Genomic DNA, 14755 nt, shown 5'->3' with positions numbered 1-14755 from the left:
CTGGTGAACTGGTTCAACCGCTTCCTCGACAAGCTGCAACCGACTATCGCGCAGATCAAGCAGAGCATCACCGAAGCACGCGGCACTGCTGACCAGTCTTCGGAAATCGCCCGCCAGACCAGTGAAGGCATGCAGGTGCAGTTCCGCGAAATCGACCAGGTCGCCACCGCCTCCAACGAAATGAGCGCCACCGCCCACGACGTCGCCAACAGCGCATCGAACGCTGCCAATGCCGCGAAAGGTGCCGACCAGTCAGCCAAGGACGGCATGTCGATCATTGAACGCAGCACCCGCGATATCAATCAACTGGCCGAGGAAGTCAGCAAAGCGGTGACCGAGGTTGAAGCGCTGGCAGTCAACAGCGAGCAGATCGGCTCGGTGCTGGAAGTGATCCGCAGCATCGCCGAACAAACCAACCTGCTGGCCCTCAACGCCGCCATCGAAGCGGCCCGCGCCGGTGAGAGCGGCCGTGGTTTTGCCGTGGTCGCCGACGAAGTACGCAACCTCGCCAAGCGCACGCAGGATTCGGTGGAAGAAATTCGCGTGGTGATCGAGCGGATTCAGACCGGCACCCGTGGCGTGGTCGCGACCATGCATTCGAGCCAAACCCAGGCGCACAACAACGCCGGGCAGATTCGTCAGGCCGTCGATGCGCTGGGCAAGATCAGCGATGCGGTGACGGTGATCAGCGACATGAACTTGCAGATTGCCAGCGCGGCGGAGCAGCAAAGTGCGGTGGCTGAAGAAGTGAATCGCAACGTGTCGGCGATCCGTACCGTCACCGAGACGCTGACCGGGCAAGCCACCGAATCAGCGGCGATCAGCAGCCAGCTCAATGCTTTGGCCAGTCAGCAGATGAAATTGATGGATCAGTTCCGCGTCTGACGCGAAGAGATCGTTCCCACGCTCTGCGTGGGAATGCAGCCCGGGACGCTCCGCGTCCCAATCGGAAGCTGGAACGCGGAGCGTCCCTTGATGCATTCCCACGCGGAGCGTGGGAACGATCATACTCGTGATTTTTTGCACTATCATCGCCCTCTCGCTCCGGAGGGCCTTCGATGACTGATTTACTCACGTCCATTCAAGCCGCACTCGGCTTGCCGCATACGCCGATTCCGTTTACTGATCGTGGCGCCCTGCCCTCGGCGTTCGCCGTCACCGAGCTTGCCTGCGCCAGCATCGCCGCCGCCGGTCAGGCCGTCAGCGAATTGCTCCGGCAGCAAACCGGCCAGCGACCTGCCGTTGAAGTCGATCGTCGATTGGCCTCGTCCTGGTTCGCCACGTCGATCCGACCGATTGGCTGGCAAGTCCCGCCACTGTGGGATCCAGTCGCTGGCGATTATCAGACCCGCGACGGCTGGATTCGCCTGCACACCAACGCCCCGCATCACCGCGCCGCCGCTGAACGCGTGCTCGGTGCCTGCGCCGACCGTGCCGCGATGGCGGCGAAAGTCGCGCGATGGGCGAGTACAGATCTGGAGCAAGCGGTGGTCGAGGCCAAGGGTTGCGCCGCCGAGATGCGCAGTTGGGCGCAGTGGCAGAAACATCCGCAGGGGCAGGCAGTGAATGCCGAACCGCTGGTGTATTTCCTCGATTCGCAAGATGAAGGCAACCAACCGTGGCAAGGCTCGGTGGCGCAACCGTTGGCCGGGATCAAGGTATTGGATTTGACGCGCGTGCTCGCAGGCCCCACCGCCAGCCGTTTTCTCGCTGGCCTTGGCGCCGATGTATTGCGCATCGACTCACCGACCTGGAACGAGCCCGGTGTCGTCCCGGAAATGACCCTCGGCAAACGCTGCGCACGGCTGAACCTGCATGATCCGGCGGATCGCTCGGTGTTTGAAGGTTTGCTGAAAGACGCCGACATTCTGCTGCACGGTTACCGCGCCGATGCACTGGAGAATCTCGGTTTCGGCGTTGAGCGCCGTCGTCAGCTCGCACCCGGCCTGATTGATGCGGCCCTCAACGCCTACGGGTGGAGCGGTCCATGGCAGAACCGCCGAGGTTTCGACAGTCTGGTGCAGATGAGCAGCGGCATCGCCGAGGCCGGGATGCGCTGGAAGCAGACCGATAAGCCGACGCCGTTGCCGGTGCAGGGGCTGGATCATGCGACCGGGTATTTGCTGGCGGCGAGTGCGCTCCGACTGTTGACCGAGCGTTTGAACACGCGTCGCGGTGGATCGGCGCGGTTGTCACTGGCACGCACGGCGAAACTGTTGATCGAGCATGGGTCCGGGATAACTGAAGCGCTGCGCGCCGAGGATGAACAGGATCAAGGTTTGCTGGTGGAGCAGACCCCATGGGGCCCGGCGCATCGCTTGCAGGTGCCGGTGAAGATCAGCGGCACACCGATCCAGTGGGCGTTGCCGGCTACAGAACTGGGTTCACATCACCCCCGGTGGTGAATCCAGAATCGCTATCGCGAGCAGGCTCACTCCTACATTCAACCGTGTTCCATCAGTAGAAATGCGGTCAACTGTAGGAGTGAGCCTGCTCGCGATGAGGCCTCAATTGACCAAGCAACATCGGATCAATCTGCTCTGCTCAAAGATGTCCACAAAAGCTGCGCCGCATACCCTCGATAAGGTCGCCAGGCCTCGGCCCGCAACGACAATTCCGGCGCTGTCGGCCGCTCACCTTCCAGCACCTCCAACGCCCGCATCAACCCGACATCCCCGCTCGGAAAGCCATCCAGATCGCGCAACTGCCGCAACGCAATGTACTGCGCCGTCCACTCGCCAACCCCGTGCAACGCCAACAACCGCGCCACCGGATCAGGAAAATCCAGCTCCACCTCTAGCGCATCTCCCGCGCCGTTCCAGATCGAAACCGATCCATGCAACCCTTTCAACCCGATGCTGCGCGAGTACACGCCATCCACCACGGTCTCCATCCCGACCACCGCCCGCGCCGCGAGAAACCCCAACATCGCCTCCCAGTCATACGGCGGCGCATACGCAAGCGACAACCTCACAACGACAGCACACCACTGTACAAGCCATACGCCGCCAGCCCCGCACCGATGACCACGCAGGTGAAAATGCCTTTCTCGACATGGGTAAACAACGGCTCACCCTGTTCATGTTTAGCCTTGGCAAACAGGATCACCCCCGGCGCATAGAGCAACGCCGACAGCAGCAGATACTTCACCCCGCCGGCATACAACAACCACACCGCGTAACCGAGGGCAATGCCGCCGATCAGCAGATCCTTGGTGCGTTCGGCCGAGGCGTGTTCATAGGTTTCGCCGCGCCCGCTGAGCAGCACCGCATACGCCGCCGACCACAGGTACGGCACCAGAATCATCGACGACGCCAGGTAAATCAGGCTGGTGTAAGTGCCCGCCGAAAACAGCGTGATCAACAGGAAAATCTGGATCATCGCGTTGGTCAGCCACAGGGCGTTGACCGGCACATGGTTCTTGTTTTCCTTTTTCAGGAACGCCGGCATGGTTTTGTCCTTCGCCGTGGCGAAGAGAATTTCCGCGCAGAGCAATGCCCACGACAACAACGCACCGAGCAGTGAAATCGCCAGACCGATGCTGATCAAAAGCGCGCCCCACGGCCCGACAATGTGTTCGAGTACCGCCGCCAGCGACGGATTCTGCAAATTCGCCAGCTCCGGCTGGCTCATGATCCCCAACGACAACACATTGACCAGCACCAGCAGCGCCAGCACGCCGATAAAACCAATCACCGTGGCGCGACCGACGTCGCTGCGCTTTTCCGCCCGCGCCGAGTACACGCTGGCGCCTTCGATGCCGATGAACACGAACACCGTGACCAGCATCATGTTGCGCACCTGATCCATCACCCCGCCGAAGTTCGGGTTGCTGGTGCCCCAGATATCGCGGGTAAAAATGTCAGCCTTGAAGGCGACGGCAGCGATGACGATGAACATGATCAGCGGCACCACTTTGGCCACCGTGGTCAGTTGATTGATCAGCGCCGCTTCCTTGATCCCGCGCATCACCAGAAAATGCACGGCCCACAGCAGCACCGACGCGCAGCCGATGGCGATTGGCGTATTGCCTTGCCCGAACACCGGAAAGAAGTAACCGAGGGTGCTGAACAGCAGCACGAAATAGCCGACATTGCCCAGCCAGGCACTGATCCAGTAACCCCAGGCGGACGAGAAACCCATGTAGTCGCCAAACCCGGCCTTGGCGTAAGCGTAGACACCCGAGTCCAGCTCCGGCTTGCGGTTGGCCAGCGTCTGAAACACGAACGCAAGGGTCAGCATGCCAATCGCGGTGATCCCCCATCCGATCAGAATCGCCCCGGCATCGGCGCGCGCCGCCATGTTCTGCGGCAGCGAAAAAATCCCTCCGCCAATCATCGAACCCACCACCAGGGCGATCAACGCGCCTAATCGCAGCTTTTGCGTCGGTTGCGACATTTCAGTTTCCCTTTGAAGTGTGGTGATCATGCATTTGTAACAACTATTAACTAAACGGATAAAGGTAGATGACGTTTATCAGGTAACGCCAATTAACGCCTGTTTATATATAGCGGATGACGCTAACGCCTAGCACGCTCAGACAGTTTTGTGCGCTGATCCTGATAAATCAATTCTGTACTGAAAACAGAGGCTGAAAATTTGCCAAACGCTGAAAAAGAACTAGCGTGATAATTCAAAAGTAATAATAGCCATTCCCAAAGATGTAGCCACAACGCCTCTAGGACGGGCCTTGCGGGCAGGATATTTATGCCTTCAGCCGAAGCCTAAGTCATTCATTAACAATGGAATGTGACCATGCACTGATCTAAGTCAGCTGTTTGAACAGACAACAGAACTACGCTGTGATCTCTTCTCTCCTGCAATGGAGTCATGCAATGTCTGAAGCTCCCGGAAAACTACGACTAGGTGCACTGGTTGCATTGGTAGTCGGCTCGATGATCGGTGGCGGGATATTCTCTTTGCCACAAAACATGGCCGCGAGCGCCGACGTCGGCGCGGTACTGATCGGTTGGGCCATTACCGCTGTCGGCATGCTCACCCTCGCTTTTGTCTTTCAAACCCTGGCCAATCGCAAGCCTGACCTGGACGGCGGTGTCTACGCCTACGCCAAGGCCGGTTTCGGTGACTACATGGGTTTCTCGTCCGCCTGGGGTTACTGGATCAGTGCCTGGCTAGGCAACGTTGGTTACTTCGTTCTGCTGTTCAGCACCCTCGGTTACTTCTTCCCGATTTTCGGTGAGGGTAATACTGTCGCGGCCGTGATTGGCGCCTCGGTGCTGCTGTGGGCCGTGCACTTTCTGGTGCTGCGCGGGATCAAGGAAGCGGCGTTCATCAACCTGGTGACCACGGTCGCCAAGGTCGTGCCGCTGCTGCTGTTTGTGCTGATCGCGGTGTTCGCTTTCAAACTGGACATCTTCACCGCCGACATCTGGGGCATCAAAAATCCGGATCTGGGCAGTGTGATGAACCAGGTGCGCAACATGATGCTGGTCACCGTCTGGGTGTTCATCGGCATCGAGGGCGCGAGCATCTTCTCGGCCCGCGCGGAAAAACGCTCGGACGTTGGTAAAGCCACCGTGATCGGTTTCATCACCGTGCTGTTGTTCCTGGTGCTGGTGAACGTGCTGTCGCTGGGCATCATGACTCAGCCGGAACTGGCGAAACTGCAGAACCCGTCGATGGCGGCCGTGCTTGAGCATGTAGTCGGTCACTGGGGCGCGGTGCTGATCAGCGTCGGTCTGATCATCTCGTTGTTGGGTGCGCTGCTGTCGTGGGTGCTGTTGTGTGCGGAGATCATGTTCGCCGCCGCCAAAGACCACACCATGCCGGAGTTCCTGCGCAAGGAAAACGCCAACCACGTACCGGTCAACGCCCTGTGGCTGACCAATGCGATGGTGCAGATTTTCCTGATCATCACGCTGTTCTCGGCCAGTACTTACCTGTCGCTGATCTACCTCGCCACCTCGATGATTCTGGTGCCGTACCTGTGGTCGGCGGCCTATGCCCTGCTGCTGGCGGTGCGCGGCGAAAGCTACGAAGGCTTTGCGGCCGAACGACGCAAGGATCTGATTATCGGCGGCATCGCGCTGATCTACGCGGTGTGGCTGCTGTATGCCGGCGGGGTCAAGTATCTGCTGCTCTCGGCCCTGCTCTACGCACCTGGCGCGATCCTGTTCGCCAAAGCCAAGCTGGAACTCAAACAACCGATTTTCACTAACGTCGAGAAGCTGATTTTCGCCGCAGTGGTCGTGGGCGCCCTGGTGGCTGCCTACGGTCTCTACGACGGCTTCCTGACTCTGTAATCCCTGATTGATTTGTTATCTGGAGGATCTGAAATGACCACGGAAAAAGTTAAGTACGGCGTACATTCCGAAGCCGGCAAACTGCGCAAAGTCATGGTGTGCTCCCCAGGTCTGGCCCATCAGCGGCTGACCCCGAACAACTGCGACGAACTGCTGTTCGATGACGTGCTCTGGGTGGCCCAGGCCAAGCGCGACCACTTCGACTTCGTCACCAAGATGCGTGAGCGCGGCATCGATGTGCTGGAAATGCACAACCTGCTGACCGACATCGTCGCCATCCCGGAAGCGCTGGACTGGATTCTCGAGCGCAAGGTCACCGCCGACTCGGTGGGCCTGGGCCTGATCAACGAAGTCAAATCCTGGCTGAAAAGCCTTGAGCCACGGCACATCGCCGAATTCCTGATTGGCGGCGTCTCCGCCGATGATCTGCCGGACAGCTTCGGTGGCAAGACCATCCAGATGTTCCGCGACTTCCTCGGCCACTCCAGCTTCATTCTGCCGCCGCTGCCGAACACTCAGTTCACCCGTGACACCACCTGCTGGATCTACGGTGGCGTGACGCTGAATCCGATGTACTGGCCAGCGCGTCGTCAGGAAACTCTGCTGACCACCGCCATCTACAAATTCCACCCGCAGTTCACCAACGCCGAATTTGAAATCTGGTACGGCGACCCGGACAAGGATCACGGCAGCTCCACCCTTGAGGGCGGCGACGTCATGCCAATCGGCAACGGCGTGGTGTTGATCGGTATGGGCGAACGCTCATCGCGTCAGGCCATCGGCCAACTGGCGTTGAACCTGTTCAAGAACAAAGCCGTGGAAAAAGTCATCGTTGCCGGCCTGCCGAAATCCCGCGCGGCGATGCACCTCGACACCGTATTCAGCTTCTGCGACCGCGACCTGGTGACGATTTTCCCTGAGGTGGTGAATCAGATCGTCGCCTTCACCCTGCGCCCTGACGAAAGCAAACAGGGTGGCATCGACATCCGCCGCGAAGAAGGCACCTTCCTCGACACCGTGGCCAAGGCGCTCAACCTGCCGAAACTGCGCGTGGTGGAAACCGGCGGCAACAGCTTCGCCGCCGAACGCGAGCAATGGGACGACGGCAACAACGTGGTGGCCGTGGAGCCGGGCGTGGTCATCGGCTACGACCGCAACACCTACACCAACACCCTGCTGCGCAAAGCAGGAGTGGAAGTCATCACCATTAGCGCCGGTGAACTGGGCCGAGGCCGTGGCGGTGGCCACTGCATGACCTGCCCGATCATCCGCGACCCGATCGATTACTAAACCTCTGAGCCCTGGCCGACACTTACAACGTGCGGCCAGGGGGATAACCGACACCGAAGGAGATCCATCATGGCTTTTAACATTCACAACCGTAACCTGCTCAGCCTGGAACACCACACCCCACGTGAGCTGCGTTACCTGCTCGACCTGTCCCGCGACCTCAAACGCGCCAAATACACCGGCACCGAGCAGCAACACCTGAAGGGCAACAACATCGCCCTGATCTTCGAAAAGACCTCGACCCGCACCCGTTGCGCTTTCGAAGTGGCGGCCTATGACCAAGGCGCCAACGTCACCTACATCGACCCGAACTCGTCGCAGATCGGCCACAAAGAAAGCATGAAAGACACCGCCCGCGTGCTCGGTCGCATGTACGACGCTATCGAGTACCGTGGCTTCAAACAGGAAATTGTCGAAGAGCTGGCCAAGTTCGCCGGCGTACCAGTGTTCAACGGTCTGACCGATGAATATCACCCGACGCAAATGATCGCCGACGTGCTGACCATGCGTGAACACGCCGACAAGCCGATCCATGAAATCAGCTACGCCTACCTCGGCGATGCGCGCAACAACATGGGCAACTCGTTGCTGCTGGTCGGCGCCAAACTCGGCATGGACGTGCGCATCTGCGCGCCGAAAGCGCTGTGGCCACTGGATGATCTGGTCGAGCGTTGCCACAAATATGCCGAAGAAAGCGGCGCACGCATCACCCTGACCGAAGACCCGAAAGCTGCGGTCAAAGGCGTCGACTTCATCCACACCGACGTTTGGGTGTCGATGGGCGAGCCGGTTGAAGCGTGGGCCGAGCGTATCCAGCAACTGCTGCCGTACCAGGTCAACGCCGAGCTGATGAAAGCCTCCGGCAACCCGCGCACCAAGTTCATGCACTGCCTGCCGGCGTTCCACAACAGCGATACCAAAGTCGGCAAGCAAATCGCCGAACAGTATCCGCACCTGAAAAACGGCATCGAAGTGACCGACGACGTGTTCGAGTCGCCCGCCTGCATCGCCTTCGAGCAAGCGGAAAACCGCATGCACACGATCAAGGCGATTCTGGTCTCGACCCTGGCTGATCTGTAACCACTGCTTATCCATGATCGTTCCCACGCTCCCGCGTGGGAATGCATCCCGTGACGCTCTGCGTCACAGCGGACGCGGAGCGTCCGTGGCGGCATTCCCACGCAGAGCGTGGGAACGATCACTACGAAAAGGACATGCACCATGCGTATCGTCGTAGCTCTGGGCGGTAACGCCCTGCTCCGCCGTGGTGAACCGATGACCGCTGACAATCAGCGCGCCAACATCCGCATCGCCACCGAGCAAATCGCCAAAATCCATGCCGGCAACCAACTGGTCATCGCCCACGGCAATGGCCCGCAAGTCGGCCTGCTGTCGCTGCAAGCGGCGGCCTACACGTCCGTCACCCCTTACCCGCTGGACGTGCTCGGTGCCGAAACCGAAGGCATGATCGGTTACATCATCGAACAGGAATTGGGCAACCTGCTCGACTTCGAAGTGCCGTTCGCCACCCTGCTCACTCAGGTCGAAGTAGACGCCAAAGATCCGGCCTTCCAGAACCCGACCAAACCCATCGGCCCGGTCTACGACAAGGCCGAAGCAGAAAAACTCGCCGCTGAAAAAGGCTGGGCGATTGCCCCGGACGGCGACAAGTTCCGCCGCGTGGTCGCCAGCCCACGACCAAAACGCATCTTCGAAATCCGCCCGATCAAGTGGCTGCTGGACAAGGGCAGCATCGTGATTTGCGCCGGTGGCGGCGGGATTCCGACCATGTACGACGAGAACCGTAATCTCAAGGGTATCGAGGCGGTGATCGACAAGGACCTGTGCTCGTCGCTGCTCGCCGAGCAACTGGAAGCCGATCTGCTGGTGATCGCCACGGACGTCAACGCGGCGTTCATCGATTACGGCAAACCGACGCAGAAAGCCATCGCCGAAGCGCACCCGGATGAACTCGAACGCCTCGGCTTCGCCGCCGGTTCCATGGGGCCGAAGGTGCAGGCCGCCTGCGAATTCGCCCGCCATACTGGCAAGGTTGCGGTGATCGGTTCGCTGGCGGACATTGAAGCCATCGTCCAGGGCACTGCCGGTACGCGCGTGACAACCGCGAAGCCGGGCATCACTTACCGATAATTAGAAACTCCGGGGGCAGGCCGAGGGTCTGCCCTTCTCCCATGCCTTGAAAGGAGAAAACCATGGCCCAGTTTGAACCCGGTCATTTGCACATTGAGCGGCACGCGCTGACCGACGATGACGTCAATTACAACGTGCATCTCGACTATGAAGTGTTCACCGATCCGCAGAAAGGCAAAGGGATACAGTTCACTCTGCACGGCAGCATGCAGGGCAAGGACATGAAGGAAACGTTTTTCCTGCCCAAGGAAGAGGCTTACAACTTCGCCCGCGACGTGACCCGCATCGCCGAAAAGTACGGGATTCCCAAGGCTCATAGCCAGATCGGTTCGGTGCACAAGCATTACGATTTGATGTTTGAAGACATTCGGCAGAAGTTGAATATGCAGTCCGGGGATCCGGTCAATCCTGAGCATTTCGAATAACCCGAAAAGCCCCTCACCCTAGCCCTCTCCCGGAGGGAGAGGGGACTGATTGGGGGATGCTTCAGAGTTACGCCGACCTGATCCTGCATCACTGAATCCATAATCGCCTCGATTTTTCAGGTCGACGTGTAGCGCCAGACACCTCGGTCGGCCCCCTCTCCCTCCGGGAGAGGGCTGGGGTGAGGGTGCTTTTGCTTTCACCTCTCTCCAAGCCCAAGGCATACTTGCCACCCTCCGCTCTGCAGATCACTGAATCGCCCCATGCGTATCCACGTCAGCTTCATCGACCGCGTCGGCATCACCCAGGAAGTCCTGGCTATCCTCGGTGGGCGCAACCTCAATCTGGATGCGGTGGAGATGATCCCGCCGAACGTTTACATCGACGCGCCGACCCTGAGCCCGCAAGTGCTCGAAGAACTGAAGGACGCGTTGTTTCGTGTGCTCGGCGTGGAAGCGGTGACCGTGGTCGACATCCTCCCCGGCCAGCGTCGGCACTTGCAGCTCGATGCCTTGCTCGCGGCGATGACCGATCCGGTGCTGGCCCTCGACAGCGCCGGCAAGGTGCTGCTCGCCAACCCGGCGTTGATCGCGCTATACGGTCGCGAGCCTGCGGGCGAAAGCGTCGCTGAACTGTTCAACGATCCTGGCCTGCTCGACACCTTGCTCGAACACGGCTTCCGTTTGCCGCTGCGCGAAATCACCGTCAACGGTCAGACCTTGTTGCTCGACGCCACGCCGATCACCGACGCTGGCGCGCTATTGACCTTGTATCAACCGAACCGCATCGGCGAACAACTCTCGGCACTGCACCACGACCATGCCGAAGGCTTCGATGCACTGCTTGGCGAATCCCCGGCGATCCGCACCCTCAAGGCCCGCGCGCAGCGTGTAGCAGCCCTCGATGCACCGCTGCTGATTCAAGGCGAAACCGGCACCGGTAAAGAACTGGTTGCCCGTGCCTGCCACGCGATCAGCACTCGGCACAGTGCACCGTTTCTCGCCTTGAACTGCGCCGCGCTGCCGGAGAACCTCGCCGAAAGCGAACTGTTCGGCTACGCCCCCGGCGCCTTCACGGGAGCAGCGCGCGGCGGCAAGCCGGGGCTGATGGAACTGGCCAACCAGGGCACGGTGTTTCTCGATGAGATCGGCGAGATGTCGCCGTATTTGCAGGCCAAGTTGCTGCGTTTCTTGAACGACGGCAGCTTCCGCCGCGTCGGCGGTGATCGCGAAGTGAAGGTCAACGTGCGCATCCTCAGCGCGACCCATCGCGATCTGGAAAAGATGGTCAGCGAAGGCCTGTTCCGCGAAGACTTGTTCTATCGCCTCAACGTGCTCAACGTTGAAGTGCCGCCGCTGCGTGAGCGCGGGCAGGACATTCTGCTGTTGGCACGCTATTTCATGCAGCAGGCCTGCGCGCAGATTCAGCGCCCGGTCTGCCGCCTCGCCCCCGGGACTTATCCGGCGCTGCTCGGCAACCGCTGGCCGGGCAACGTACGGCAATTGCAGAACGTGATCTTCCGCGCAGCGGCGATCTGCGAGAGCAGTCTGGTCGATATCGGCGATCTCGATATTGCCGGCACCTCCGTCGCACGGCAGACCGACAGCGACGTCGACAGCCTCGAACAAGCGGTCGAAGCCTTCGAGCGATCGCTGCTGGAAAAACTCTACGTCAGCTACCCCTCGACCCGCCAACTGGCCAGCCGCCTGCAAACTTCGCACACCGCGATCGCCCATCGCCTGCGCAAATACGGCATCCCCAACAAACCCTGAACACACCGCAAATCCCCTGTAGGAGTGAGCCTGCTCGCGATAGCGGTCTGACATTCAACATTTGCGACGTCTGACACACCGCTATCGCGAGCAGGCTCACTCCTACATTTATTTGTGGCGGATTCAAAATCTGCTCGAAAGCGACCCCCACCTGTACTGAAAGCGCTACAGCGGAACGATATCGCTACACCCTCCTCCGGTCACCGCTTTGCAAGGCTTTGATCCCGTTCAGCTTTTATCCTCGCTCCATGCTGTAGCGATTTCGCTACAGAGATGCCTGCCCTCTCGACTCCATAAATATCCAAGCTATTGATTTATAAAGATATATTAACCTTGGCCGCGTTCTTGCTAATCAACCCCTCATAAAAGAAGGGCTTCCCTGCCCAAGCCTTCCACCGCGTCCACCAGACGAGTCTGGCCCCCTGAGGAGTTTCCATGAGCGAGTTGCGTTTTACTGAAGATCACGAATGGCTGCGCACCGAAGCTGACGGCAGCGTTACTGTCGGCATCACCGCTTTCGCGCAGAACGCCCTGGGCGACGTGGTGTTCGTGCAACTGCCTGAGCTGCAGGCTTACGAAAAAGGCGCAGAAGCCGCCACCGTGGAATCGGTAAAAGCCGCCAGCGGCGTGTACATGCCCCTCGACGGCGAAGTGCTGGCCGTCAACCCGGCGCTGGAAGATGCCCCGGAACTGGTCAACGAAGATCCGCTGGGCGAAGGCTGGTTCTTCCGCTTCCAGCCAAGCGACGCCGCCGCTGTCGGCAAATTGCTCGATCAGGACGCGTACGACCGTCTGATCAAAGCCCAAGCCGAAGCCTGAGGAATACCGACATGAGCCAAATCAACCTCGGCACCGCCAACGAATTCATCGCCCGTCACATCGGCCCGCGCGCCGGTGACGAGCAAGCCATGCTCAACAGCCTCGGCTTCGATTCCCTCGAAGCCCTGAGCGCCAGCGTCATCCCGGAAAGCATCAAGGGCACCAGCGTGCTCGGCATGGACGACGGCCTCAGCGAAGCCGATGCCCTGGCGATGATCAAATCGATCGCCGGCAAAAATCAGCTGTTCAAGACCTACATCGGCCAGGGCTACTACAACTGCCACACGCCGTCGCCGATCCTGCGCAACCTGCTGGAAAACCCGGCCTGGTACACCGCTTACACCCCGTATCAGCCAGAAATTTCCCAGGGCCGTCTCGAAGCGCTGCTGAACTTCCAGACCCTGATCAGCGACCTCACCGGCCTGCCGATCGCCAACGCATCCTTGCTCGACGAAGCCACCGCCGCTGCCGAAGCCATGACCTTCTGCAAACGCCTGAGCAAGAACAAGGGCAGCCACCAATTCTTCGCCTCGATCCACAGCCACCCGCAAACCCTCGACGTGCTGCGCACCCGTGCCGAGCCGCTGGGCATTGACGTGGTCGTCGGCGACGAGCGTGAACTTACCGACGTGACGCCGTTCTTCGGCGCGCTGCTGCAATACCCGGCAGCCAACGGTGACGTGTTCGACTACCGCGAACTGACCGAACGCTTCCACGCCGCCAACGCCTTGGTCGCCGTCGCCGCTGACCTGCTGGCCCTGACCTTGCTGACCGCGCCGGGCGAGTTCGGTGCGGACGTCGCCATCGGTTCGGCACAACGCTTCGGCGTGCCGCTGGGCTTCGGTGGCCCGCACGCCGCTTACTTCTCCACCAAAGATGCGTTCAAGCGCGACATGCCGGGCCGTTTGGTCGGCGTGTCGGTTGACCGTTTCGGCAAGCCGGCGCTGCGTCTGGCGATGCAGACCCGCGAGCAACACATCCGCCGCGAGAAGGCCACGTCGAACATCTGCACCGCGCAGGTGCTGCTGGCCAACATCGCCAGCATGTACGCCGTCTACCACGGCCCGAAAGGCCTGACGCAGATCGCCAACCGCGTGCATCACCTGACCGCGATTCTGGCCAAGGGCCTGACCGCGCTGGGCGCTAGCGTCGAACAAGCCAGCTTCTTCGACACCCTGACCGTGGCCACCGGCGCGCAAACTGCCGCGCTGCACGACAAGGCGCACGCTGCGCAGATCAACCTGCGCGTGATCGACGCTCAGCGCCTGGGCCTGTCGGTCGATGAAACCACCACGCAGGCTGACATCGAAACCCTGTGGGGCCTGTTCGCCGACGGCAAGACCCTGCCGGACTTCGCCGCCCTCGCCGCTTCGGTTCAAAGCACTATCCCTGCTTCGCTGGTACGCCAGTCGCCAATCCTCAGCCACCCGGTGTTCAACCGTTATCACTCGGAAACCGAGCTGATGCGCTATCTGCGCAAACTGGCCGACAAGGATCTGGCCCTGGATCGCACCATGATCCCGCTGGGTTCGTGCACCATGAAACTCAACGCCGCCAGCGAAATGATCCCGGTGACCTGGGCTGAATTCGGCGCTCTGCACCCGTTCGCCCCGGCCGCACAAAGTGCCGGTTACCAGCAACTGACCGACGAACTGGAAGCGATGCTCTGCGCCGCCACCGGTTACGACGCGATCTCGCTGCAACCGAACGCCGGTTCACAAGGTGAATACGCTGGCCTGCTGGCGATTCGTGCTTATCACCAGAGCCGTGGCGATGAACGCCGCGACATCTGCCTGATCCCGTCGTCCGCCCACGGCACCAACCCGGCCACCGCCAACATGGCAGGCATGCGCGTTGTCGTGACTGCGTGCGATGCGCGCGGCAACGTCGACATCGAAGACCTGCGCGCCAAAGCCATCGAGCACCGCGAACACCTCGCCGCGCTGATGATCACTTACCCGTCGACCCACGGCGTGTTCGAAGAAGGCATCCGCGAAATCTGCGGGATCATTCATGACAACGGCGGCCAGGTGTACA

At 60.4% G+C, this 14755-nt stretch carries 12 protein-coding genes; 10 read left to right on the top strand and 2 right to left on the bottom strand.

Annotation, left to right across the window (positions count from 1 at the left end):
- Nucleotides 1–129 precede the first annotated feature (129 nt).
- Both ACIPIZ_RS15800 and ACIPIZ_RS15795 read left to right on the top strand, forming a co-directional pair.
- Entirely contained in the window at nt 130–885 is a 756-nt protein-coding gene (locus ACIPIZ_RS15800; protein ID WP_371920155.1) for a methyl-accepting chemotaxis protein, read from the top strand.
- Nucleotides 886–1058: 173 nt separating this feature from the next.
- Nucleotides 1059–2405, top strand: a complete 1347-nt coding sequence (locus ACIPIZ_RS15795) for a CoA transferase (protein ID WP_401166009.1) — start codon at nt 1059–1061, stop codon at nt 2403–2405.
- 125 nt (nt 2406–2530) lie between these two features.
- On the opposite strand, the gene ACIPIZ_RS15790 is transcribed toward ACIPIZ_RS15795, so the two are convergent.
- Nucleotides 2531–2974: a DNA-3-methyladenine glycosylase 2 gene (locus ACIPIZ_RS15790; protein ID WP_401166007.1), complete on the bottom strand. Its 444-nt coding sequence runs from the start codon at nt 2972–2974 to the stop codon at nt 2531–2533.
- The gene (gene arcD / locus ACIPIZ_RS15785; protein ID WP_064391748.1) at nt 2971–4398 is read right to left on the bottom strand and encodes an arginine-ornithine antiporter; all 1428 of its coding nucleotides are present in this window, start codon (nt 4396–4398) and stop codon (nt 2971–2973) included. Before arcD (ACIPIZ_RS15785) ends, ACIPIZ_RS15790 begins: the two co-directional genes overlap by 4 nt.
- 437 nt (nt 4399–4835) lie before the next feature.
- On the opposite strand from arcD (ACIPIZ_RS15785), the gene arcD (ACIPIZ_RS15780) reads away from it, so the two are divergent.
- From arcD (ACIPIZ_RS15780) to gcvP, 8 genes are all read left to right on the top strand, one after another.
- Nucleotides 4836–6263 (top strand): arginine-ornithine antiporter, encoded by a 1428-nt coding sequence (gene arcD / locus ACIPIZ_RS15780; RefSeq protein WP_007908042.1) that lies wholly within the window; start codon nt 4836–4838, stop codon nt 6261–6263.
- A gap of 33 nt (nt 6264–6296) precedes the next feature.
- On the top strand, nt 6297–7553 hold the full coding sequence (arcA, locus tag ACIPIZ_RS15775) for an arginine deiminase (RefSeq protein ID WP_038366599.1): 1257 nt from the start codon (nt 6297–6299) through the stop codon (nt 7551–7553).
- A 69-nt stretch (nt 7554–7622) separates the two neighbouring features.
- Nucleotides 7623–8633, top strand: a complete 1011-nt coding sequence (locus tag ACIPIZ_RS15770) for an ornithine carbamoyltransferase (RefSeq protein ID WP_008086805.1) — start codon at nt 7623–7625, stop codon at nt 8631–8633.
- Between the two features lie 141 nt (nt 8634–8774).
- Nucleotides 8775–9704: a carbamate kinase gene (arcC, locus tag ACIPIZ_RS15765; RefSeq protein WP_401166005.1), complete on the top strand. Its 930-nt coding sequence runs from the start codon at nt 8775–8777 to the stop codon at nt 9702–9704.
- A gap of 62 nt (nt 9705–9766) precedes the next feature.
- On the top strand, nt 9767–10129 hold the full coding sequence (locus ACIPIZ_RS15760; RefSeq protein ID WP_122853998.1) for a DUF5064 family protein: 363 nt from the start codon (nt 9767–9769) through the stop codon (nt 10127–10129).
- 261 nt (nt 10130–10390) lie between these two features.
- The gene (locus tag ACIPIZ_RS15755; protein WP_401166003.1) at nt 10391–11899 is read left to right on the top strand and encodes a sigma-54-dependent transcriptional regulator; all 1509 of its coding nucleotides are present in this window, start codon (nt 10391–10393) and stop codon (nt 11897–11899) included.
- Between the two features lie 435 nt (nt 11900–12334).
- Nucleotides 12335–12718, top strand: coding sequence for a glycine cleavage system protein GcvH (gene gcvH / locus ACIPIZ_RS15750; RefSeq protein WP_064391754.1), 384 nt, complete (start codon nt 12335–12337; stop codon nt 12716–12718).
- A gap of 11 nt (nt 12719–12729) precedes the next feature.
- Nucleotides 12730–14755: aminomethyl-transferring glycine dehydrogenase (gene gcvP, locus ACIPIZ_RS15745; RefSeq protein WP_401166001.1), on the top strand; the 2026-nt coding region annotated here is incomplete at its 3' end.

The sequence above is a fragment of the Pseudomonas sp. NPDC087690 genome (assembly GCF_044743175.1).
GTDB lineage: Bacteria > Pseudomonadota > Gammaproteobacteria > Pseudomonadales > Pseudomonadaceae > Aquipseudomonas.
This window is presented reverse-complemented; position numbering and strand designations above follow the sequence as displayed.

Excerpts from the sequence above, each read along its gene's own strand:
- ACIPIZ_RS15800 (WP_371920155.1), top strand. The coding sequence starts at position 130 with ATGCAGGTGCAGTTCCGCGAAATCGACCAGGTCGCCACCGCCTCCAAC.
- arcD (WP_007908042.1), top strand. The coding sequence starts at position 4,836 with ATGTCTGAAGCTCCCGGAAAACTACGACTAGGTGCACTGGTTGCATTG.
- arcC (WP_401166005.1), top strand. The coding sequence starts at position 8,775 with ATGCGTATCGTCGTAGCTCTGGGCGGTAACGCCCTGCTCCGCCGTGGT.
- ACIPIZ_RS15755 (WP_401166003.1), top strand. The coding sequence starts at position 10,391 with ATGCGTATCCACGTCAGCTTCATCGACCGCGTCGGCATCACCCAGGAA.
- ACIPIZ_RS15795 (WP_401166009.1), top strand. The coding sequence starts at position 1,059 with ATGACTGATTTACTCACGTCCATTCAAGCCGCACTCGGCTTGCCGCAT.
- arcD (WP_064391748.1), bottom strand. The coding sequence starts at position 4,398 with ATGTCGCAACCGACGCAAAAGCTGCGATTAGGCGCGTTGATCGCCCTG.
- ACIPIZ_RS15760 (WP_122853998.1), top strand. The coding sequence starts at position 9,767 with ATGGCCCAGTTTGAACCCGGTCATTTGCACATTGAGCGGCACGCGCTG.
- arcA (WP_038366599.1), top strand. The coding sequence starts at position 6,297 with ATGACCACGGAAAAAGTTAAGTACGGCGTACATTCCGAAGCCGGCAAA.
- gcvH (WP_064391754.1), top strand. The coding sequence starts at position 12,335 with ATGAGCGAGTTGCGTTTTACTGAAGATCACGAATGGCTGCGCACCGAA.
- ACIPIZ_RS15770 (WP_008086805.1), top strand. The coding sequence starts at position 7,623 with ATGGCTTTTAACATTCACAACCGTAACCTGCTCAGCCTGGAACACCAC.